At 66.2% G+C, this 20,462-nt stretch carries 17 protein-coding genes; 15 read left to right on the forward strand and 2 right to left on the reverse strand.

Annotated features, from left to right (window positions below):
* Nucleotides 1–27: 27 nt before the first annotated feature.
* From ACWDXS_RS00130 to ACWDXS_RS00180, 11 genes are all read left to right on the forward strand, one after another.
* Nucleotides 28–855: an MlaE family ABC transporter permease gene (locus ACWDXS_RS00130; protein ID WP_378993011.1), complete on the forward strand. Its 828-nt coding sequence runs from the start codon at nucleotides 28–30 to the stop codon at nucleotides 853–855.
* On the forward strand, nucleotides 855–1,709 hold the full coding sequence (locus ACWDXS_RS00135; RefSeq protein WP_378992883.1) for an ABC transporter permease: 855 nt from the start codon (nucleotides 855–857) through the stop codon (nucleotides 1,707–1,709). The genes ACWDXS_RS00130 and ACWDXS_RS00135 overlap by 1 nt, the downstream gene beginning before the upstream one ends.
* Before the next feature lies 1 nt (nucleotide 1,710).
* On the forward strand, nucleotides 1,711–2,976 hold the full coding sequence (locus ACWDXS_RS00140; RefSeq protein ID WP_449960327.1) for an MlaD family protein: 1,266 nt from the start codon (nucleotides 1,711–1,713) through the stop codon (nucleotides 2,974–2,976).
* Complete coding sequence (locus ACWDXS_RS00145) at nucleotides 2,973–4,013, forward strand: MCE family protein (protein WP_067447068.1); 1,041 nt, start codon at nucleotides 2,973–2,975, stop codon at nucleotides 4,011–4,013. The genes ACWDXS_RS00140 and ACWDXS_RS00145 overlap by 4 nt, the downstream gene beginning before the upstream one ends.
* An 8-nt stretch (nucleotides 4,014–4,021) precedes the next feature.
* Nucleotides 4,022–5,077 carry an MCE family protein gene (locus ACWDXS_RS00150; RefSeq protein ID WP_449960332.1) on the forward strand — a complete coding sequence of 352 codons (1,056 nt, stop codon included), beginning with the start codon at nucleotides 4,022–4,024 and terminating at the stop codon, nucleotides 5,075–5,077.
* A complete protein-coding gene (locus ACWDXS_RS00155) occupies nucleotides 5,074–6,180 on the forward strand; it encodes an MCE family protein (RefSeq protein ID WP_378992889.1) in 1,107 nt (368 codons plus the stop codon). Before ACWDXS_RS00150 ends, ACWDXS_RS00155 begins: the two co-directional genes overlap by 4 nt.
* Nucleotides 6,177–7,286 (forward strand): MlaD family protein, encoded by a 1,110-nt coding sequence (locus tag ACWDXS_RS00160; protein ID WP_449960335.1) that lies wholly within the window; start codon nucleotides 6,177–6,179, stop codon nucleotides 7,284–7,286. The genes ACWDXS_RS00155 and ACWDXS_RS00160 overlap by 4 nt, the downstream gene beginning before the upstream one ends.
* Nucleotides 7,283–8,590, forward strand: coding sequence for an MlaD family protein (locus tag ACWDXS_RS00165; protein ID WP_449960337.1), 1,308 nt, complete (start codon nucleotides 7,283–7,285; stop codon nucleotides 8,588–8,590). Before ACWDXS_RS00160 ends, ACWDXS_RS00165 begins: the two co-directional genes overlap by 4 nt.
* Nucleotides 8,591–8,600: 10 nt before the next feature.
* Complete coding sequence (locus ACWDXS_RS00170) at nucleotides 8,601–9,269, forward strand: hypothetical protein (protein WP_449960340.1); 669 nt, start codon at nucleotides 8,601–8,603, stop codon at nucleotides 9,267–9,269.
* A gap of 142 nt (nucleotides 9,270–9,411) precedes the next feature.
* Nucleotides 9,412–10,935: a coniferyl aldehyde dehydrogenase gene (locus ACWDXS_RS00175; protein WP_449960342.1), complete on the forward strand. Its 1,524-nt coding sequence runs from the start codon at nucleotides 9,412–9,414 to the stop codon at nucleotides 10,933–10,935.
* A gap of 73 nt (nucleotides 10,936–11,008) precedes the next feature.
* The gene (locus ACWDXS_RS00180; RefSeq protein WP_378992897.1) at nucleotides 11,009–12,676 is read left to right on the forward strand and encodes an acyl-CoA synthetase; all 1,668 of its coding nucleotides are present in this window, start codon (nucleotides 11,009–11,011) and stop codon (nucleotides 12,674–12,676) included.
* Between the two features lie 118 nt (nucleotides 12,677–12,794).
* Here ACWDXS_RS00180 and ACWDXS_RS00185 read toward each other — a convergent pair whose 3' ends face one another.
* Nucleotides 12,795–13,580, reverse strand: coding sequence for an SDR family oxidoreductase (locus tag ACWDXS_RS00185; RefSeq protein ID WP_449960345.1), 786 nt, complete (start codon nucleotides 13,578–13,580; stop codon nucleotides 12,795–12,797).
* Nucleotides 13,581–13,748: 168 nt separating this feature from the next.
* Here ACWDXS_RS00185 and ACWDXS_RS00190 point away from each other — a divergent pair, with 168 nt between their 5' ends.
* The 4 genes from ACWDXS_RS00190 to ACWDXS_RS00205 all read left to right on the forward strand — a co-directional run bounded on the left by ACWDXS_RS00190 (nucleotide 13,749) and on the right by ACWDXS_RS00205 (nucleotide 17,897).
* On the forward strand, nucleotides 13,749–14,978 hold the full coding sequence (locus tag ACWDXS_RS00190) for a cytochrome P450 (protein WP_449963344.1): 1,230 nt from the start codon (nucleotides 13,749–13,751) through the stop codon (nucleotides 14,976–14,978).
* Nucleotides 14,979–15,104: 126 nt separating this feature from the next.
* Nucleotides 15,105–16,286, forward strand: a complete 1,182-nt coding sequence (locus tag ACWDXS_RS00195) for a thiolase family protein (protein ID WP_449960348.1) — start codon at nucleotides 15,105–15,107, stop codon at nucleotides 16,284–16,286.
* 29 nt (nucleotides 16,287–16,315) lie between these two features.
* Nucleotides 16,316–17,077: a crotonase/enoyl-CoA hydratase family protein gene (locus tag ACWDXS_RS00200; protein ID WP_449960351.1), complete on the forward strand. Its 762-nt coding sequence runs from the start codon at nucleotides 16,316–16,318 to the stop codon at nucleotides 17,075–17,077.
* Nucleotides 17,078–17,126: 49 nt separating this feature from the next.
* The gene (locus ACWDXS_RS00205) at nucleotides 17,127–17,897 is read left to right on the forward strand and encodes an SDR family oxidoreductase (protein ID WP_378992903.1); all 771 of its coding nucleotides are present in this window, start codon (nucleotides 17,127–17,129) and stop codon (nucleotides 17,895–17,897) included.
* A gap of 213 nt (nucleotides 17,898–18,110) precedes the next feature.
* Here the strand turns inward: ACWDXS_RS00205 and ACWDXS_RS00210 are convergent, their stop codons facing one another.
* On the reverse strand, nucleotides 18,111–20,279 hold the full coding sequence (locus ACWDXS_RS00210; protein WP_449960355.1) for an acyl-CoA dehydrogenase: 2,169 nt from the start codon (nucleotides 20,277–20,279) through the stop codon (nucleotides 18,111–18,113).
* Between the last annotated feature and the right edge of the window lie 183 nt (nucleotides 20,280–20,462).

The raw sequence follows: 20,462 nt of genomic DNA on the forward strand, positions 1-20,462 counted from the left end.
CGAGCAGTGAGCTCGGAGCGGTCTGTCATGCCGGCGAGCAGAGAGGTCGCCGCATGGTTCCGCGGATATCTCGACCGGCATCCCGGTGTTGCCATCGGCACTGTCGGTGGCCAATTCGTCCTCGGTGTTCGTACGGTGCAATATCTGCTGGTCGACCTCTTCACGGGGAAATTGGCTGTGCGGGAAACCCTGGCGCAGGGGGCCTTCATGGCTTCAGCGGCCGTCTTGCCGACAATCTTTGTCGCCCTGCCGATCGGGGTCACGCTCTCCATTCAGTTCGGACTGCTGGCCGGTCAGGTCGGTGCCACCTCCCTGGCGGGGGCCGCCAGCGGCTTGGCGGTCATCCGGCAGGGCGCCCCGATGGTGGCGGCGCTGCTGATGGCCGCGGCCGTCGGGTCGGCCATCTGCGCTGACCTGGGATCGCGGAAGATCCGCGAGGAACTGGACGCCATGGAGATCATGGGCGTCTCGGTGATCCGGCGCATGGTGGTTCCGCGGTTTCTGGCGGCGATCGTCATCGGCGTCTCGCTGACCGGGGTGGTGTGCTTCGTCGGTTTCGTGGCGGGCTATGCCTTCAATGTCTTCGCTCAGGGCGGTGCGCCCGGGAGTTTCGTAGCGACGTTCGCCTCGTTCGCCACGGTGGGGGATCTGGTCTTGACTCTGGTAAAAGCGGTGGTCTACGGCGCGATAGTCGCGGTGGTCGCCTGTCATAAGGGTCTTACGACCAAGGGTGGATCCGCCGGTGTCGCGAACTCGGTGAATTCAACGGTTGTTTCCTCGATCCTGTTGCTCATGATCGTTAATGTGTTGTTCACGCAGCTGTTCATGATGTTGTTTCCCAGGCAGGGCTTGTAATGGCATCCACCTATTACCCGTTCGGCACCAGATCGGTGACGACATATGCGAAGAAATTCGGCGTCGTATTCATGCGCCTGGGGCACATGCTCACCTTCTTCGTGCGTGCCGCCGGGTCGATTCCGGTGATGCTCCGCAATTATCGAGTCGAGTTCATGCGGACTCTGTCCGACATCGCATGGGGAAATGGATCGATCGTCGTCGGCGGCGGAACCGCGGGGGTCATCATCATCCTGGGCGCGGCCGGTGGCGCAATTATCGGGCTCGAAGGCTACAACGCCTTGCATCTGCTCGGTATGGAGCCCGCGATCGGCTTGGTCGCCTCGACGGCCTCGACGCGCGAGTTGGCGCCGATCATGGCCTCACTGGCCTTCGCGGCGCAGGCAGGTTGCCGGTTCACCGCACAGCTGGGCTCGATGGGTATCTCCGAGGAGATCGACGCCATGGAGTCGATGGCGATCCGATCCATTCCCTATCTCGTCAGCACCAAGCTCTTGGCCTCCGTAGTAGCGATCGTGCCGCTGTATCTGCTCTGTTTGGCGGCCAACTATGTGGCTGTCGAGATGGTGGTCGGTATGTCGGGTGGGCTGTCGATCGGGACCTATCGTCACTACTTCCAGCTCGTCTTGAACGGGCCCGACATCGTCTACTCGCTCGGCAAAGCGATTGTCTTCGTGCTGCTCACCACCACGATCCAGTGCTACTACGGGTACTACGCTGCGGGCGGACCTCAGGGCGTCGGCATCGCGGCCGGCCGTGCCATGCGCGCGGCGATCTCGGTGATGATCGTCGTCAATCTCATGCTGACCATCGCTCTGTGGGGCATCGGGGCCAGCGCGCGGCTGGGAGGGTGAGATGTCGGTCTTGTTCGACAAGGACGGACGCGGTCCGTCGAAATTGTCTCTGTTCTTGCGGGGATTGGTCGCGTTCGCGCTGATCGTCGGTGGGCTCACCGTCGTGTACATGAAGTCGACCGGGTCCTTCGAAGAGAAGGCCGAGGTCACTGCCCTGCTCGAACAGGTGGGTGACGGCCTGCCGCCCAACTCGGACGTGAAGTTCCGCGGTGTGCTGGTGGGGACTGTCACCGAAGTGACGCCATCGATCGACGGCGGCCGCAATCGGGCCCGACTCGAGCTGGAACCTCGTCTGCTGGTGAGCATTCCGGACTCGGTGACCGCGCGGGTTGTCCCCAGCAACATCTTCGCGGTGTCTTCGGTGCAGCTGGTCGACAACGGTCCTGGACGGCCGCTGCGGGCCGGTGCGCAGATCCAGCAGGACACGAGTTTGTCGACGGTGCAATTGCAGACAGCACTGACCAAGCTGCGAACCATCGTGGCGGCGACGGCGCGGATCAGTACGAGCGACACGGTGGGCGTGCTCGCCGCCGTCGCCAAGGCCACCGACCGGCGCGGCGCCGACCTCGTGCGCGCCGGTGCCCAGCTCGACCACATCACCAGGGAGCTCGCCGCCCAGATCGCGCCGCCGGGTGAGCCGTCCACGATGGGCGCGCTCACCGAATCGGTGCAGGGTTTGGCCTCGGCGGCACCGGATCTCCTCGATGCCCTGCATTCCGCAGTCGTCCCCATGCGTGCTGTCGTCGAGCAGGAGGCCGAGCTGCGCAACCTGCTCACGGCGGGCACCGCCACGTTGTCGACCGTCGGCGGCGGATTGGACCGCCACGTCGAGGAGATGGTGACGGCCACCGATCAGCTCACTCCGGTCCTGGATGTCTTCGCCGCGGGCAGTTCGAACTTCGGTCCCATCGTGGGCAGCATCAAGAACTTGTCGGACGTGTGGTTCGCCGAATTCTGGAACGAGGAGACCAAGAACGGGACCGGCAAATTCCAGATCAGGCTGACCCCGGACACCGCGTACACGCGGGCGGACTGCCCCCGCTACGGCGATCTCGCCGGCCCGAGCTGCGCGACAGCGCCGCTGACGACCTCGGCCGAGCCGCTGCCCGCGTCGCTCGACCCCCGCACCATGCCGAAACCTGTGCTGACCCCGCAGATGCAAGACCTCATCGGCCGGGTGCTCGCGGGCGGTGCCAACAGCGCGGAACAGGTGCTGGCCCAACTACTCACCACCGGTGTCCCCGGAACAGGAGGTGCCCCACGATGAACCAGCATCGTCGTTCGGTGGCCGGACTCAGCGTCTTTCTCGTCGTGGCGTTCGCCCTCATCTCGATGACCTTCGTAACCCTGAATCGCGGCATCGACGGCTCGACGAAGCCGTATTCGGCGATCTTCACCGATGCCACCGGATTGCGGGTCGGCGACGACGTGCGGATGGCCGGGGTACGCGTCGGACGTGTCGACGCGGTAGAACTCGCCGGTACCCGAGCCCGGGTTCGGTTTCGGGTTCAAGATGCCCAGCACCTCTACGGCGACACCGTGGCCGCCATCACCTATCAGAACGTCATCGGACAGCGCTACCTCGGTTTGTCCCGTGGGGAAAACCGCGTGGACTCCGTCCTCGCGAGCGACGGGGAGATCCCGGTGGAGCGTACCGAACCGTCCTTCGACCTCTCGGCGCTGCTCAACGGATTCGAACCACTGTTCAGCGGTCTCGATCCCCAGCAGGTCGACAATGTCACCGCCGCACTCGTGCAAGCGTTGCAGGGCGACGTCGGCTCGCTGACCCGGCTGATCGAGCAGATGTCCACGCTGGCACAGTCTTTGGCCGGTCCGGACCAGGTGCTCGGCGCGGTCATCACCAATCTCAACCAGGTCGTGCAGAACCTGGCGGGCCGACGGGCCGAACTCAGCACCTTGCTGAGCCGAACCCGGACCATCGTCGAGGGGCTGGCGCGTCACCGTGACGAACTGATGACGACGTTGACCGAGGTCTCGGGAGTCGCGGACCGGATGGCGACCGTCGTCGCCGAGGATCGGCCCGCGCTCGAGCGACTGATGAACCGGGAACCTGGGTTCACCCGGCATTTCGAGCAGAACAAGGATCAGTTCGCCTACCTGGGTTTCAACCTGCCCGCGCTGTTGAAGGGCATCGCCCGCGTCAGCCAGGAAGGCGCGAACCTCAACGTCTACCTCTGCAATCTCGGCTTCACCGCGATCCCGGCGCTCTCGGAATTGATCCCGGCGATCGTCAGAATGGCCACCCCGGCCGGAACCGTTCAGCAATCGCCGATCTGTAGGTGAGGCAATTCATGACACTCTCGACTCGAATTCGGCGGCTGAGCGCTTCGTACGCCCAGCCGATCGAAGAACAGAGCCCGCGCGCGCTCGGGCTCGTGGCGCTGGCCGTACTGGTCGTGTTGCTGGCGTGCGCGCTGGGCTGGAACACCCTCGGTGTCGGCGAGCGCAGCTACGACGCCGAGTTCGCCCAGGCAGCCGGGCTGCGCGTCGGTGACAGCGTCACGGTCGCCGGCGTCCAGGTCGGTGCGGTGACCGGCCAGACGCTGGTGGGTGACCGCGTCGTGGTGCGGATGCGGATCGCCGGCGACGTACCGCTCGGCACGGAGACCACCGCCGCGATCAAACTGACCACGCTGCTCGGCGCCCGCTATGTCGAGGTGCGCCCGGCCGGTCCCGGCGAGCTGCGTGATCGTCGGATCATGCTGTCGCACACCGCTGTTCCCTACGATCTGCAACAGTCGCTGGAGAACGCCACCACCACGTTCGAACAGGTCGACGCCGCGCAGATCAGCCGCTCCCTCGACACCCTGGCCACGCAGCTCGACGGCGTGCCGGCCGTCCTTCCCGGCGTGCTGACCAATATCAGGACGTTGTCGAGCATTCTGGGCAGCCGCCGGAACGAATTGGGTTCCTTGCTGACCGGGGTGCGTGAGTTGACCGCCATGGTCAACAGCCAGCAGTCCGATGTCGAAGTGATCGTCGGTATGGGTCGAGACCTGTTGACCGACATAGCTTCCCGGCGGCAAGCGATCGAGTTGCTGATGTCGGCGACGACTCGACTGGTCGAGCAGGTCCGCGGCATCGTCGTCGATGACCGGGCGGATATCGACCAACTACTCACCGGACTCAACGGGCTGCTCGGCAGCCTCGCCCGCCACGACGACCTGCTGCGCAATACCTTGCAGATCCTGCCCGTCGCGGTCCGCAACCTGACCAACGCCTCCGGCAACGGAAACTCGGTGGACTTCAACGCGCCCGGCGGTGTGCTCGTCGACTCGTGGATGTGCGCCCTGAGCGGACACGCCGAATTAGCCCAGTTGCCACAGTATTTCGGAGATTGTCGATGAGAACACTGATGAAGCTGGTGCGGGTCGTCACGGTGCTCGCAGTTCTCGGGTTCGTCGGTTGCGCGAGCGCGCCGATGCGAAGCGGACCCGACGACATCACGGTGGTGGCCCATTTCGACAGTGCCGCAGGACTGTACGTCGACAACACGGTCGCGATACTCGGGATGCCGGTCGGCGAGGTCACCACGATCGTGCCGCGAGGAGCCTACGTCGAGGTGACCATGCGGGTGGACGGCGAAGCGAAGATCCCCGCGGACGCGATGGCGGTGACGGTATCGACCTCGGTCCTGACCGACCGGCACGTGGAGTTCACCCCCGTGTATCGGGGCGGGGAGATGCTGCGCGACGGGACGACACTCGGATTGGAGCGCACCAGAACGCCGGTAGGGGTGGATCGGTTGCTGGCCATGGCCGACGGCCTGTCCGGTGAGCTGGGCGGCGAGCAACCCGGTGACGGTCCGATCGCACGGATACTCGCCGTCGCCTCGTCGGCGACCAGCGGCAATGGGCAGCAGATGCGCGCGACCATGGATGAATTGTCGCGGGCGCTGCGCCTGGGTGATGACGCGGGAGCGGGGACCCGAGACTCGGTCACCCAGATCACGCAGGAGCTGTCGGTACTGGTCGCTGCGGCCGCCGACGGTGATCAGACTATTCGCGAATTCGGCGCTGCCTCGGGGCAATTGGGTGAGATGTTGACCCAGCTCGAGATCGGATCGGGCGCTACCGGCGCGCAGATCACCGCGGTGATGCGGCAAGCCGACGATCTGCTGATGGCCAATCGGGAGCCGTTGCGCCACGCGGTCGCCGACACGGGAACCGTTGTCAAGGCGCTCGCCGACTATCGCGACCAGTTGGCCGAATTCCTCGACCTGACGCCGATGTTGCTGGCCAACGGCTACAACGCGGTCGATCAGGAGGCAGGCGGCGCGCGCATCCACGCGCTCCTCGACCGGGTCGCCTTCGACGGGCAGATGGTCAAAGAGGTGTGCAACATCCTCGGGCTGCGCCAACTGGGTTGCAGCACAGGAACTCTGCAGGATTTCGGACCCGATTTCGGTATCACCGACATGTTGGAAGCGATGAGTAGGTTGCCTCGATGAGAACCAGGAATTCCGTGCTGACGACGGCGGCGCTGGCGCTCGCCGTGGTCACGGTGACCACCGGATGTGGCGTCGGGCTCGACGACTTGCCGCTGTCGGCACCCGGGTCGGGCGAGTCCGGCTACACGATCAACGCGACGTTCGCGAACGCGCTGAACCTGCCGGCGAAGGCGAAGGTCCGGCTGGCGGGCGCCGACGTCGGCGAGGTAGCCGAGATGTCTGTCGCCGACTACAAAGCCAAGGTGGCGCTGCGTATTCGGGCCGATGTCGAACTGCCGGTCGGCACTCGGGCGCAGCTGCGCACCGCGACCCCGCTCGGCGATGTCTACGTGGCGCTCGACGCACCGATCGATGCCACACCCTCGACCGCCGCGCTGCGCGACGGAGATGCCATCGCGTTGCCGGAGACCTCGGCCGCGGCGACCGTCGAAGAATTGCTGACCACGGCCTCGCTGCTGGTCAACGGCGGTGCCATCCGCAATCTGACCAGCGTCGTGAACGGACTCGGGCGCGCGGTCGGCGATCGAGGCGACAACCTCGGTGGGCTGCTGGATCAGTCCACCCAGCTGGTCACGGCCCTGGCCGCCCGTTCCGACGACATCCGGCTCGCGCTGACCGAAACAAATCGGCTGGTCAGCGAATTGGCCACGCACCGCACTGTGATCGACGAGTTCATCAGTGCCGTGGGTCCCGCGTCCACCGTCATCGAGGCGAACGCGCAGCAGGCGCTAGCACTCGTGCGGCAGGTCGACGATGTCAGCGCTCAACTGGCGAAGTTCCCGGTTCTTCGCGGTGGTGAGATCGGCGGGCTGATCGCGAATCTCGACCAGATCTCCGCGGGGCTCAACGACGCCATCCTGAATCCGAACGCGAGCCTGGCCGCGATGAACGCCATGCTGCCGACCATCATCAGGCTCTCCAGCGGAACCTCGGCGCACGGCAATGTCGACCTGCAGGACTTCGCGATCGGGGCGCTCGCCGACCCCGGCCACCAGGCCGATCCCGGCAACCGGATACCCGACGCGAGCGATTGGCAGGCACTGGTCGGTTCGCTCACCTACACCCTGCTCGCACTGCGTGAGCGCGTCCTCGGACCCGGCCGATGAGCGCCGTCGGCGGGCTCGCCGCACTCGGCTCGACGGTAGCGGATCTGCCCGCGCGACTGCTGGTCGGCGGGGTGCGCGGGGGACATCCCTACCGACTCGCGCTCTCCGCGGTGGCGTTGGCCATGGTCGCGGTCGCCGGTGCGACCTATCTGGTGTTCGGTGCGCTCGGCTTCGATCCCTCGGCCTCGACGATCGCGGTGCGGGTGCATCTGACCCAGTCCGGTGGACTGTTGCCCGGCCAAGACGTCACCTTGCGCGGTGTGCCGATCGGTGAAGTCCGGTCGGTCGAGTTCGAACCGGGCGGCGTGGTCGCGGTGGCCGGCATCGACGCCGATGTCCGGGTGCCCGACGACGGCACGGTCGACGTGACGAGTTTGTCCACGGCCGGCGAGCAGTTCCTCGACTTCCGGCCCACGCGCTCGACCGGGCCGTATCTGAGCGACGGCGCGGAGATCTCCGCGGACAAGACCTCCACGCCCACACCGCTGTGGCAGATGCTCGGCACGCTCGATTCGAGCTTGGCGCAAGTAGATCCGGCCCAGCTCGCCGCCGTGGTCGCGGAGCTCGGCGTCGGGCCGGAGGGACCGCGCAAGCTCACCGACCTCCTCGACGGCGGGATCTTTCTGGTGTCGACGCTGGATTCGGTGCTCCCGCAGACCGTCGCGCTGATACACGACAGCAAGACCGTGCTCTCGACCCTGGGCCGTGGATCGACAGGGCTGCAACGGTTCTCCGCCGACGCCGCGCACTTCATGCGTGGCGTCGAGGTGAAGACCGGCGGTTTCCCGGAGTTCCTCGACGCGGCGCCGGGGACGCTCACCGCCCTGGACACCGTGCTGGCGGACAATTCCGCCGCGATGGTCGGTCTGTTGAGCAACCTCTCGACGGTGGCTCAGGTGACGAACACCCGAGTACCGGCCATGCGGGAGTTCTTCTTCCCGACTCAGCGTGCCGGATCGGCCCTCGACGCATTGGCGACGGTGATGCACGACGGCGGATTCTGGGGGCTGGTCAGCCTCTATCCGCGCTACACCTGCGTCTACGACCTGCCGCGCAAGCCGCCGTCGGTCGGTGACTATTCCGAACCGTATCTCTATACCTACTGCCCAGACGGCAATCCGTCGATCCTGGTCCGCGGCGCGGACAACGCGCCGCGCCCGCCGGGAGAACGCCTGCCCGGCCGTCCGCCCGCGGGCGAGTCGGCCGATCGCACCGCCGACCCCACGCCGATCGGCCCCTGGTCGTTGCCCCTGCCGTTGCCGCTGGCCGAGTCCGGCCAGACGGTTCCCGCTCCACCCCGATGAGGAATCCGAGATGAACCAGAAGACCGACTCCACCGATAACCCGACCGCTGACGAGCCGACCACCGACGTCCCAGTGGAGACGAGTCAAGCGCAGTCCGCCGACCAGGCCGCGGACCCTGCCGCGAACGCGACGACCCCGGCCGCCGAACCCGAATTCGTGATGCCGTCCAAGTGGGCGATCCGTCGGATGATCGCGACCGTGATCTGGAAGAAGATCCGCATCCCGCTGCTCGCGCTGGTGGCGGTGGTGGCCGTGGTCACCGCAGCGATCCTCGGGTGGAAGCTGAAGCAGGACAACGACACCGACGCCGCGGCCGCGGCCGGACTCGATGCCGCGCGGGCGTACGCGGTGACCTTGACCAGCGTCGACTCCGGCAACCTCGACCGCGATTTCACCGCGGTGCTCGACGGGTCGACGGGGGAGTTCAAGGACACCTATACGCGGTCGAGCGGGCAGCTGCGTCAGCTGCTGCTGGAGAACAAGGCGACCGGCAAGGGGACGGTGCTCGATGCGGCGGTGAAGTCGGCGACGCCGACGAAGGTCGAGGCGATCCTGTTCGTCGACCAGACGGTGACCAACACGGCCTCGCCCGATCCTCGGGTGGACCGCAGCCGGGTGATGATGACGATGGAGCTCGTCGATGGTCGCTGGCTCGCGAGCCGGGTGGCGCTGCCCTGACCTCCGCGCTGGTCACGCCCAGCCCGCGCAAACACTGTGCGGGCGGGAGCGTCGCTGTTACAGTTGGTATTACTGGAACGATATCTGTTGTCAATATATCTGTGTGAGCGGCAGCGGGTTCGATGTGAGTGCGGAGGCGCGGATGTCACAGGTTGTCGGGTTGGGTGAAGCCGGTCGAACCGGTGAATCGACAGACCCGGATGAGCTGGTCGCGATCCTGGAACGACAACGCCAGTCATTCCTGCGTGAGGGCCCGGCATCGGCGGCCGTGCGACGCGACCGAATCGACCGGCTGCTGGCCATGGTCCTGGACAATATCGACGACTTCGTCGAGGCGATGTCCCGCGATTTCGGGACGCGATCGCGGACCGGGATGCTGTTCGCCGAGATCATGGGGATGCTCACCGCTTTCGAGCACACCCGATCACAGACCGAGCGATGGATGCGTCCGATCCGGCCGAACCGCCTCGCCCGGCTGTACGGCATTCGCACCGAAATCCATCCCTCGCCCCTCGGGGTGGTCGGCATCGTCGGCCCGTGGAACTTCCCGCTGCAACTGGTCGTGGTGCCCGCGGCTTCGGCGTTCGCCGCGGGCAACCGCGTGATGATCAAGATGTCGGAGATCACCGCGCACACCGCCGAACTGACCCGCTCGCTGGCTGGGCGCTATTTCCACCAGGACGAACTCGCGGTGGTGACCGGCGGGCCCGACATCGGCGCGGCTTTCACCCGGCTGCCGCTGGACCACCTCTTCTTCACCGGGTCGACCGGAGTCGGTCGCCTCGTGCAGCGCGCCGCCGCCGAGAATCTGGTCCCGGTAACGCTCGAACTCGGCGGCAAGAATCCCATCGTGGTCGGGCCCGACGCTGATATCGACCGTGCCGCGAACCGGATCGCACGCGCCAGAATGGTCAATGGCGGCCAGGTCTGTGTCTGTCCCGACTATGTTTTCGTTCCAGCGAGCCGGATCGAGCGATTCGTCGACAGCTTGCGCACCGAATTGCGCGCCATGTTCCCGTCGATCCTGGACAACGACGACTACACGGCCTCGGTCGACACCGCCAACTACGACCGGGTGCTCGCCCTCGTCGACGATGCCCGAGCTCGGGGGGCCAGGGTGGAATCACTCGCACCGGCGGGCGAGGAGTTGCCCGATCCGGTCGCGCGGAAGATCGCGCCCACGCTGATCCGTGACGTCGACGACGACATGCGCATCGCTACCGAAGAGATCTTCGGTCCGGTCCTGTCGATTCGGCCCTACACCGATCTCGACGACGTGATCGACTACGTCAACGCGCGGCCTTCGCCGTTGGTCGCCTACTGGTTCGGTCCGGACCGCAAGGATTTCCGCAAGTTCGTCGACGGCACCCGCAGCGGCGGGATCGCGCGCAACGAATTCGCGATCCACATGTTCTCCGAGAACGCGCCCTTCGGCGGTGTCGGGCACAGCGGGATGGGCGCCTATCACGGGAAGACCGGCTTCGACACGTTCAGTCACCTGCGCACGGTGGCGGGGACCGATCTCCCGTTCGCCATCACCGGCAGAGCGGCGCCGCCCTTCGATCCGCGGACGGCGAAATTCATCGATCTGGCGTTGCGGGCCGCGCGCTGGCGTGCGGGACGTCGAGTGCGTGGACGCCTGCCTCGACGTGAGCCGACCAGCTGAGACGCCGTCTCCACTACTTCCACCACAACCTACGGGCGTGCGTGAGCGCACCACCGACTATCGAGGAGTTACGTTGTCCCCTTCCGCGACCGGGTCCGACTCGACGCAATTGACTCTTGTCGGCGCCGCCGACGCTGCCGCCGCGGCGCTCCCGGATCGGGACATCATCATCCAGGGCGACCACCGGCACACCTACGCGCAAGTGGCCGAACGATCCCGGCGGCTCGCGGCTTACCTGCATGCTCAGGGGCTGGGATGTCACACCGAGCGTGCCGAGCTCGAACCCCACGAGGTCGGTCAGGACCTGCTCGGCATCTACGCCTACAACGGCAACGAGTATGTCGAGAGTTTGATCGGGGCGTTTCGCGCGCGCGTGGCGCCATTCAATGTGAACTACCGCTATGTCAAGAGCGAGCTCCAGCACCTGCTGGCCGATGCCGGCGCCACAGCGCTGGTCTACCACGCGACCTTCGCACCGCGGGTAGCCGAGATCCGGTCCGATCTGCCGCATCTGCGTGTCCTCATCCAGATCGCCGACGATTCCGGCAACGAACTGCTCGACGGGGCCGTCGACTACGAAACGATCATCGCCGCAACGGAACCGGTGGACCCGCCGGTGACGCCCTCACCGGATGATCTCTACGTGCTCTATACCGGCGGCACCACGGGGATGCCGAAGGGCGTGCTGTGGCGCCAGCACGACATCTACATGGCAGCCTGCGGCGGGCGCGACATCAACACCGGCACGCAGGTGAGTTCCTACGAGGAGATCGGCGCGCGCGCGGCGGCCAACCCCGGCGTCAAACTCATGCTGTTGCCGCCGCTGATCCACGGTGCGGCGCAGTGGGCGGTGCTCACCGCTATGACGACCGGTCAATCCATTGTGTTCTCCCCGGTGGTGGATCGGATCGATGGCGCGGAGATCGTGCGGACGATCGAGCGCGAACGCGTCGCGATCGCCATCGTGGTGGGCGATGCCATGGCCAGACCGCTGCTCGCCGCGGTGGAATCGAAGACCGCCGATGTGTCCTCGCTGGCCGCGCTCGCCAATGGTGGCGCGGTGCTCACGCCGCAGCTCAAGCAGCAGTGGATCGAGGCGGTGCCGGGTTTGGTGGTGCTCGACGGCGTCGGATCGTCGGAAACCGGAACCCAGTTGCATCATGTCTCGGCGGCGGGCTTCGTCTCGACCGGAACATTCTCGGCGGGCCTGGACACCAGGGTCGTCGCCGAGGATTTCAGCACCGTCCTGGAGGCCGGCCATGACGGTCTCGGCTGGCTCGCGAAGCGTCAGTTCACCCCGCTCGGCTACAAGGACGACGCGGCCAAGACCGCGGCGACGTTCCCTGTCATCGACGGCGTGCGCTTCGTGCTGCCCGGTGATCGTGCGCGCCACCTCGAGAACGGCACGATCGAACTGCTCGGTCGCGATGCCGTCACCATCAACTCCGGCGGCGAGAAGATCTTCGCCGAGGAGGTCGAGTCCGCGATCGTCTCCCATCCCGCGGTCGCTGATGTGCTGGTGGTCGGGCGTCCGAACGAGCGATGGGGTCAAGAGGTCGTCGCGGTGGTGGAACTCGTGGCCGAGGCGACCGCTGATTTCGACGAGCTGGTAGGCCACGCGGCGCAGTCGCTCGCCCGCTACAAGCTGCCCAAGGCCGTGGTCTTCCGTTCCGCGATCAGCCGTAGCCCGGCCGGGAAAGCGGACTATCGCTGGGCGCGTGAACAGGTCACCGAACTCTGATCGAACGACCTCGGACGGCACCGATCTCGTGGTGGCGTCCGAGGTTTCGGCACGACATCTTGCGATCCCACCGCCCCTGCGACACCACAGCATGTGGTGCCGCAGGGGCGGAACGGGGTCAGAGTTCGATGGGCGGGCCGACGGTCAGCGGGGCGACGAATCCACCGTCGACGTGAATGTCCTGGGCGTTGACCCAGCGGGATTCGGGTCCCGCGAGGAACGCGATCACGGGAACGATGTCGGCCACGGTGGCGTGCCTGCCGATGGTGGCCTTGACCGAGTCGAGCACTTCTTTACCCATCGACGCTTCGAAGTCCGTGAGAATCGGCGTCTCGGTGGGGCCGGGGCTGACGGAGTTGACCCGGACGCCGAACTTCTGCCAGGCGGTCGGGGCCAGGCGCTTGGCGAAGATGATCGACGCTTGCTTCGACGTGCTGTAGACGGGGTACGCGGGGTCCTGCGTCGCCTGCCACCGCGCCACGGCGTCGGCGTCGGTCGCCGCCAGCAGGCCCGCGAGATCGCCGATTCGCTGCTCCCAGCCGAGGGCGGCGACCGAGGCCACGGTGACGATCGCGCCGCCCTGGCGCAACAGCCCCAGCATGCCGGTGGTGAACAGCCGCATGCCGAGGTAGTTCACCCCGAGGACATCGGCCGCGGGCGCGGTGCCGGGCACGCCCGCGACGTAGGCCAGCGCGTCCCAGTCCGCCCCGATGCGCCCCAGCAGGGCCGCGATCTCGCCCGCGTCGCGCAGGTCGCACTGTTCGTGCTGACTGGCCGGAGTGTCGTTCGCGTGCAGGTCGACCGCGAGGACGTGGTCTCCCCGCTCGTGGAAGTGCGTCGCGGTCGCCGCTCCGATGCCGGACCCTGCTCCGACGACGACGATCCTGCGCTGCTGGGCGACCATGGGTTCCACCGTTCTGATGCCCGATACGGCATCTGTTACAGAAAGCTTGACAGTAAGGGTAACTATAAATCAGTCTTGTGGGCGAGACAACGTCCTCGGCACGCTCTGTGTGTGCGATGGGGCGAGTGCCGGGATGCCGGCCGAGGAACGGAAAAGGTGCTGATAGGAATGCCGATCGTTGATGAGGCCGCGAACGTTCTGGCCGAGCCTGCCGCCTACGCCGACGAGCCGCGCTTACACGCCGCGTTGGCCGCGTTGCGGGCGGACAAGCCGGTCGCGCGCGTGGAAGTGGCGGGATACAAACCGTTCTGGGCGATCACCAAGCACGCGGATGTGATGGCGGTGGAGCGGGCGAATCGTCGGTTCACGAACTGGCCGCGTCCGGTGTTGATGACGGCGGAGTCCGACGAGATGCAAGCCGCCGTGGGGATTCGGACGCTGATCCATATGGACGACCCGCAGCACCGCGTGGTGCGGGCGATCGCGGCGGAGTGGTTCGCGCCCAAGGCGATGAAGGCGATGGGTGAGCGGATCGAGGAGCTCGCGAAGCGATACGTGGATCGGATGCGAGACACCGGTGGTGAGTGCGATTTCGTGTCCGAGATCGCGGTGAATTTCCCGCTGTATGTGATCATGTCGTTGCTCGGGGTACCCGAGTCCGATTTTCCGTTGATGTTGAAGTTGACTCAGGAATTGGTCGGAAGTGACGACGACGAATTGAAGCGGTCGACGCCCCCGGATGAGGCGATGAACGCGTTGGTCGAGATGTTCACCTTCTTCCAGGCGCTGACCGAATCGCGGCGGGCGAACCCGACCGATGACCTTGCATCGATGATCGCGAACGCGAAGATCGACGGCGAACCTTTGTCAGATGTGGACATTGTTTCGTATTACGCGATTATCGCGACCGCGGGCCACGATACGACGAGTAGCAGTATCTCGGGTGGTGTGCGGGCGCTGATCGAACATCCCGATCAGTTGGATCGGTTGCGGGCTGATCCAGGTCTGATGCCGGGCGCTGTCGAAGAGATCATCCGGTGGGTGACGCCGGTGAAGGCGTTCATGCGTACCGCTGCTGAGGATTCGGTCGTCAACGGGGTGTCGATCCCGGCCGGTGATTCGTTGTTGCTGTCCTACGCTTCGGCCAATCGTGACGAGGATGTTTTCGAAGATCCCTTCCGGTTCGATATCGGGCGTGAGCCGAACAAACATGTGGCGTTCGGTTACGGGGTGCATTTTTGTTTGGGTGCGGGGTTGGCGCGGATGGAGATCAGCAAGTTCCTGGGGGAGTTGTTGCCGCGTTTGAAGTCGATCGAGTTGGCGGGGGAGCCGGAGTTGACGGCGACGACGTTCGTGGGTGGGTTGAAGCATTTGCCGATCCGTTTCACCATCGACTGACCGAATACCTGTGCCTCACCTGGCCGCCGATACCGGCGCCGTGCGCACAGAACACGACTCGAAATTCATCGGAATACACACGAGGCCGCACCGAGGGGTGCGGCCGGAACACAGAGGTTGAGAACTATGCCCAAACCAGTCATCGTCAGTGCGGTCCGAACCGCGATCGCGCGATCGTTCAAGGGCGCGCTCGTGAATGTGGCGTCGGAGACGCTCGCCATCGAGATCCTCACCGAGGCCGTCCGCCGCTCGGGCATCGACCCGACCCACATCGACGACGTGATCCTCGCCGAACTGAATTACGGCGGCGGCGACCTCGCCCGCCACGCGGCCGTGGCCGCGGGGATGCTGAACGTGCCCGGCCAAGCGGTCAATCGGCACTGCGCGGGCAGTCTCACCTCGATCGCGAACGCGGCCGCCCACATCGGTGTCGGGATGGAACGGGTGATCGTGGCCGGTGGCGTGCAATCACTGTCGACGGCTCCCCTGATGAAGTGGCGGGTGCCGGGGTCGGGGCCCGAGCTCGAATTCAAGGAGCCGTGGATTCCCCCGTCGCACCCGGAAACTCCCGACGCGCCCACCATGGACATGGCGATCACCGTCGGTTGGAACACCGCGAAGAAGGTCGGGATCAGCCGTCAGGAAATGGACGACTGGGCACTGCGGTCGCATCAGCGCGCCATCGCCGCGATCGACGAGGGCAGATTCACCGACGAGATCCTGCCGTTGAAGGTCGCCCAGCCCGACGGCTCGGTCCTCGATTTCGCCGTCGACGAGCATCCGCGCCGGGAGACGACCGCCGAGCGGTTGGCGGCGCTGCCCGTGCTGCATCCCGAAATCGAGGGGTTCTCGATCACGGCGGGCAACAGCAGCGGCATCAACGACGCCGCCGCGGCGGTGACAGTGACCGCTGACGACTACGCCGCGAGTGCGGGCCTGGAGGTTCTCGCGACAGTGCGTGCCTGGGCGAACGTGGGTGTGACACCGGCGGACAACGGCATCGCCGCGGTGAACGTGATCGGCAAGGTGCTCGACCGTGCCGGGTTGACCGTCGGCGACGTGGCGCTGTGGGAGATCAACGAAGCGTTCGCCTCGGTGCCGATCGCCGCGTGCCGCGCGCACAACATCGACGAGGAGCGGGTGAACTTCTCCGGCAGCGGATGCAGTCTCGGCCATCCGATTTCGGCTTCGGGCGCCCGCCAGGTGGCGACCCTGATCTACGAGCTCCGCCGTCGCGGCGGCGGCATCGGCGTCACCGCGATGTGCGCGGGTGGCGGCATGGGCGGCGCCCTCGTCATCGAAGTCTGAGTGCTTACCCCGAGAGAATGGAGATATCTGTGTCGGACGCAGTGCTAGTGGAACGGCGCGGGCGAACGCTGGTGATCACGATCAACCGGGCGGACGCGCGCAACGCGATCAATCTCGCCGTCAGTCAGGGACTCGCCGACGCCGTCGACGAGCTCGACGAAAGCCCCGAGCTGTCCGTCGCGGTGCTGACCGGCAGCGGCGGAAACTTCAGCGCCGGAATGGATCTGAAGGCATTCGCGGCGGGGGAGTACCCCTACGTCGCCGGTCGCGGCCTCGGATTCACCGAGAAGCCACCGGTCAAGCCCATCATCGCCGCCGTCGAAGGCTACGCGCTGGCCGGCGGCACCGAGTTGGTGCTGGCCACGGACCTGGTCGTCGCGTCCACAACCGCGCGGTTCGGGGTTCCCGAAGTCAAACGCGGTCTGGTCGCGGGCGGCGGTGCGCTGTTGCGGCTGCCGCAGCGCATTCCCTACCAGAAGGCGCTCGAATTGGTCCTGACCGGTGACACTTTCACGGCAGACGACGCCGCCGCGTGGGGTTTGGTCAACGAGGTGGCCGAACCGGGAGGGGCCCTGGATCGGGCGCTGGCTCTGGCCGACCGGATCACCGCCAACGGGCCCATCGCGGTCGCGGTGACCAAGGAGGTCATCGTCAAGGCGGCCGAGTGGAGCACCGCGGAGATGTGGCAGAAGCAGCTAGAGCTCATCGCCCCGGTCTTCGGGACGAAGGACGCGCAGGAAGGCGCGAAGGCGTTCGCCGAGAAGCGGACCCCCCACTGGACGGGCACCTAGGCCGACGAGCCGCCCACCCATCATCAACCCATGAAATGAAGGAGACGCAGTGTCGTTCGAAGGTGAAGTAGTTCTGGTGACCGGCGGTGCCGGTGGCCTGGGTGACGCGACGGTGCGCAAGTTGCACGCCGAAGGCGCGGCCGTTGTCATCGCCGATGTCAACGACGACAAGGGCAAGGCGCTGGCCGAGGAACTGGGCAACAAGGCCGTCTATGTGCGCACCGACGTGCTCGACGACTCGACGATCGAGGAAGCGTTCGCCGCGGCCGACGAACTGGGCACGCTGCGCTACGCGGTGATCGCCCACGGTGGTTTCGGAGTGCTCGAGAAGGTCGTCAACCGGGACGGCACGCCGCACACGTTGAAGGGCTTCACCGACACGATCGGGCTGTACCTCACGGGTACCTACAACGTGCTCCGGCTCACCGCGGCCAAGATCGCCAAGCTGGAACCGAAGGAAAGCGGCGAGCGCGGCGCGATCGTCATGACCAGCTCCATCGCCGGCTACGAGGGCCAGATCGGTCAGTCGGCCTACGCGGCGGCCAAGGGCGGTGTGATCTCGCTGACTCTGACCGGCGCTCGCGACCTCAGTGCGGTGGGCATCCGGGTGAACAGCATCGCTCCGGGAACGATGCACACCCCGATCATGGACTTCCTCGGCGAGGAGAAGCTCGCGAAATTCGCTGCGGCGGTGCCGTTCCCGAAGCGGCTCGGCGCACCTGCCGAATACGCGTTGCTGGCTCAGCATCTGCTCGAGAATCCGTATATCAACGGTGAAGTCGTGCGTATCGACGGCGGGCAGCGTTTCCAGCCCAAGTAGATTCGCCGCCATCCTTGTCGATGGACAGTCGCCGATGGCCGCCACTTCGAATGCGGAGTGGCGGCCATCTGCTGTTCGGGCGGGTTCCGGCTCGGCTACAGCTCCGTACGTCCGCGATCAGAGCGGGTATGGAAATACACATCGCAATCTATCCCGTAAGTGAAACCATTGCCCTATCGCCAGCGTGTTGGATCAACGGTACGAAGATGTCTGTCAGCGCAGGAGCGGATCGCGTGGCATTTCGAGAATGCGTTCCGCGATCTGGTTCCGGGTCACCTCGGAGGTGCCGCCCGCGATGCTCATCGCTCGGGCGCCGAGCAACATGAGCCCCGCCATGGCGGCGTCACCGTCGGCCAGTGCGATATCGGGGCCGAGCAGCATCGCTGTGATGGCTGCGTACTCGCTGAAGTGTTGCGCCACTTTCAGTTTGGTGATGTTGCCCTCGGGGCCCGCGCCTGCTCCTTCGATGCTGCGGACGGCACGGCGCAGGTTGAGCAGACGCAGGGCGTGGGCTTGCGCCAGGTATCGGCCCACGCGGACGTCGGTATCGGCCGAGCGCGATCGGTGCCGCTCGACCAGGCGCAGCAGCGTGCCGGAGTCTGCGTTGCCGGTGCCCGAGCCACCGCCGATGCTGACCCGCTCGTTTCCCAGCGCCGCTCGCGCGACGGCCCAACCATCGTTCACGGCACCGACCACGTCGGCGTCCGGCACGAAGACCTCATCGAAGAACACCTCGTTGAATTCCGAGCTGCCCAGAAGCATGCGCAGTGGTCGCACCTGTACGCCGGGAGCCGTCATGTCGACGATCATCGTGGTGATGCCCGCGTGTTTGGCGACGCCGGGGTCCGTGCGGACGGTGGCCAGACCGCGCCGGCTGTAGTGCGCGCCGCTGGTCCACACCTTCTGGCCCGTGATTCGCCAGCCGCCGTCGACCCGCGTCGCCTTGGTTTTCACGGCGGCCGCGTCGGAACCGGCGTCCGGCTCGGAGAACAACTGGCACCACACCTCCTCCTGGCGCAGCGCCCGGTCGACGAATCTGTCGATCTGGCTCGGCGTCCCGTGCTGGATCAGGGTCAGAACGACCCATCCGGTGATCGAATAGTCGGGTCGCCTGAGTCGGACCCGTGCGAACTCCTCGTCGATCACCACCTGCTCGACCGCGGTGGCCGAACGGCCCCATGGCTTCGGCCAGTGCGGCATGACGTAACCGGTGGCGATCAACTCCGGCAGGCGGATCGATTCGTCCATCGCGGCAATGCGCTCGACATCCCCACGGATCTCGGCGCGCACCTGGTCGGCTTCCGTGGGCAGGTCGACGGTACTGGTGCGGTCGACCCCGGCCGACGTCAGGGCGAAGACATCGGCGGCGGGCGCGTCACCACCGATGAGGGCGCGTAGCGTCACCGCCCGCCGCAGATGCAGGTGTGCGTCGTGGGCCCAGGTGAACCCGATTCCACCGTGCACCTGAATGTTCAGTTCGGCGTTGTGGACATAGGCGGGCAGCGCGATCGTCGCGGCGGCCGCGGCCATCAACTGGAACTGACGCTCATCGTCGGCTGCCGCGCGTGCGGCGTCCCAGACGGTCGCGACCGCGGACTCCGCCTCCACCAGCATGTTCGCGCAATGGTGCTTCACCGCCTGGAACGTCGCGATGGGTCGCCCGAACTGCGTGCGGATCGCGGCGTAGCCGACGGCGGCATCGACACAATCGCCTGCCCCGCCGGCCGCCTCGGCGGCGAACAACAGCCGCGCCCGCGCCACCGCGGCGGCGCGTGCTCCGGCCAGAACCTGGTGCGGCTCGACCGAGACGTCATGGAGGACCACGCGTCCACTCCGTCGGGTCGGATCCATATTCGACGGTGTCTGTACCGAGATGCCCGCGGCAGCGCGTTCCAGGATCACCACGTCGTCTCCGGCGCAGATCAGCAGCAGTTCCGCCGAATCGGCACCGAGAACGATTCCCGCGCGACCGTGCGCGCGTCCCCGGTTGTCGATGGTGACCTCGCCGCCGAAGCCCACTGCGGCGGTGACTGTTCCGTCGACGAGTCCGGGCAGGAAACGTTCGCGCTGTTCGGTACTGCCAACGGCCGCCACCACCGCCGAGGTGATCACGGTCGAGACGAACAATCCCGGTGCGATCGCACGGCCCAACTCCTCGACGACCACCACCGATTCGGGCAACCCGTATCCGGAACCGCCGTACGCCGGGTCCACATGCAGACCGAGCAATCCCAGCTCGGCCAGTTGCGCCCAGAACGCGGGCGGGTCCTCTGTCGCGGCGTCGAGCAGTTCGCGCGCCGCCTGTCTCACCGCGCGGTCGGTGGCGAACTTCCGGGTGACCTCGGCCAGCGCGCGGTGTTCGTCGGTCAGTGCGATACCCATGCATACGTCCTCGGGGGCTGAGTCGATCGAGCGTTCGCGGGCAGGGAGGCTGTGATCGTGACGCGAACGAAGAGGTATTTACAGTATAGCTTTCGGTATGTCTGACGTGGGGAAATGCTGATCGGCGCCTTCGATCAACCGGGGTCCCGTGGATCGCGGTTCGCGAATTCGTTGACGTGGTTC

This window comes from Nocardia sp. NPDC003183 (assembly GCF_053590715.1).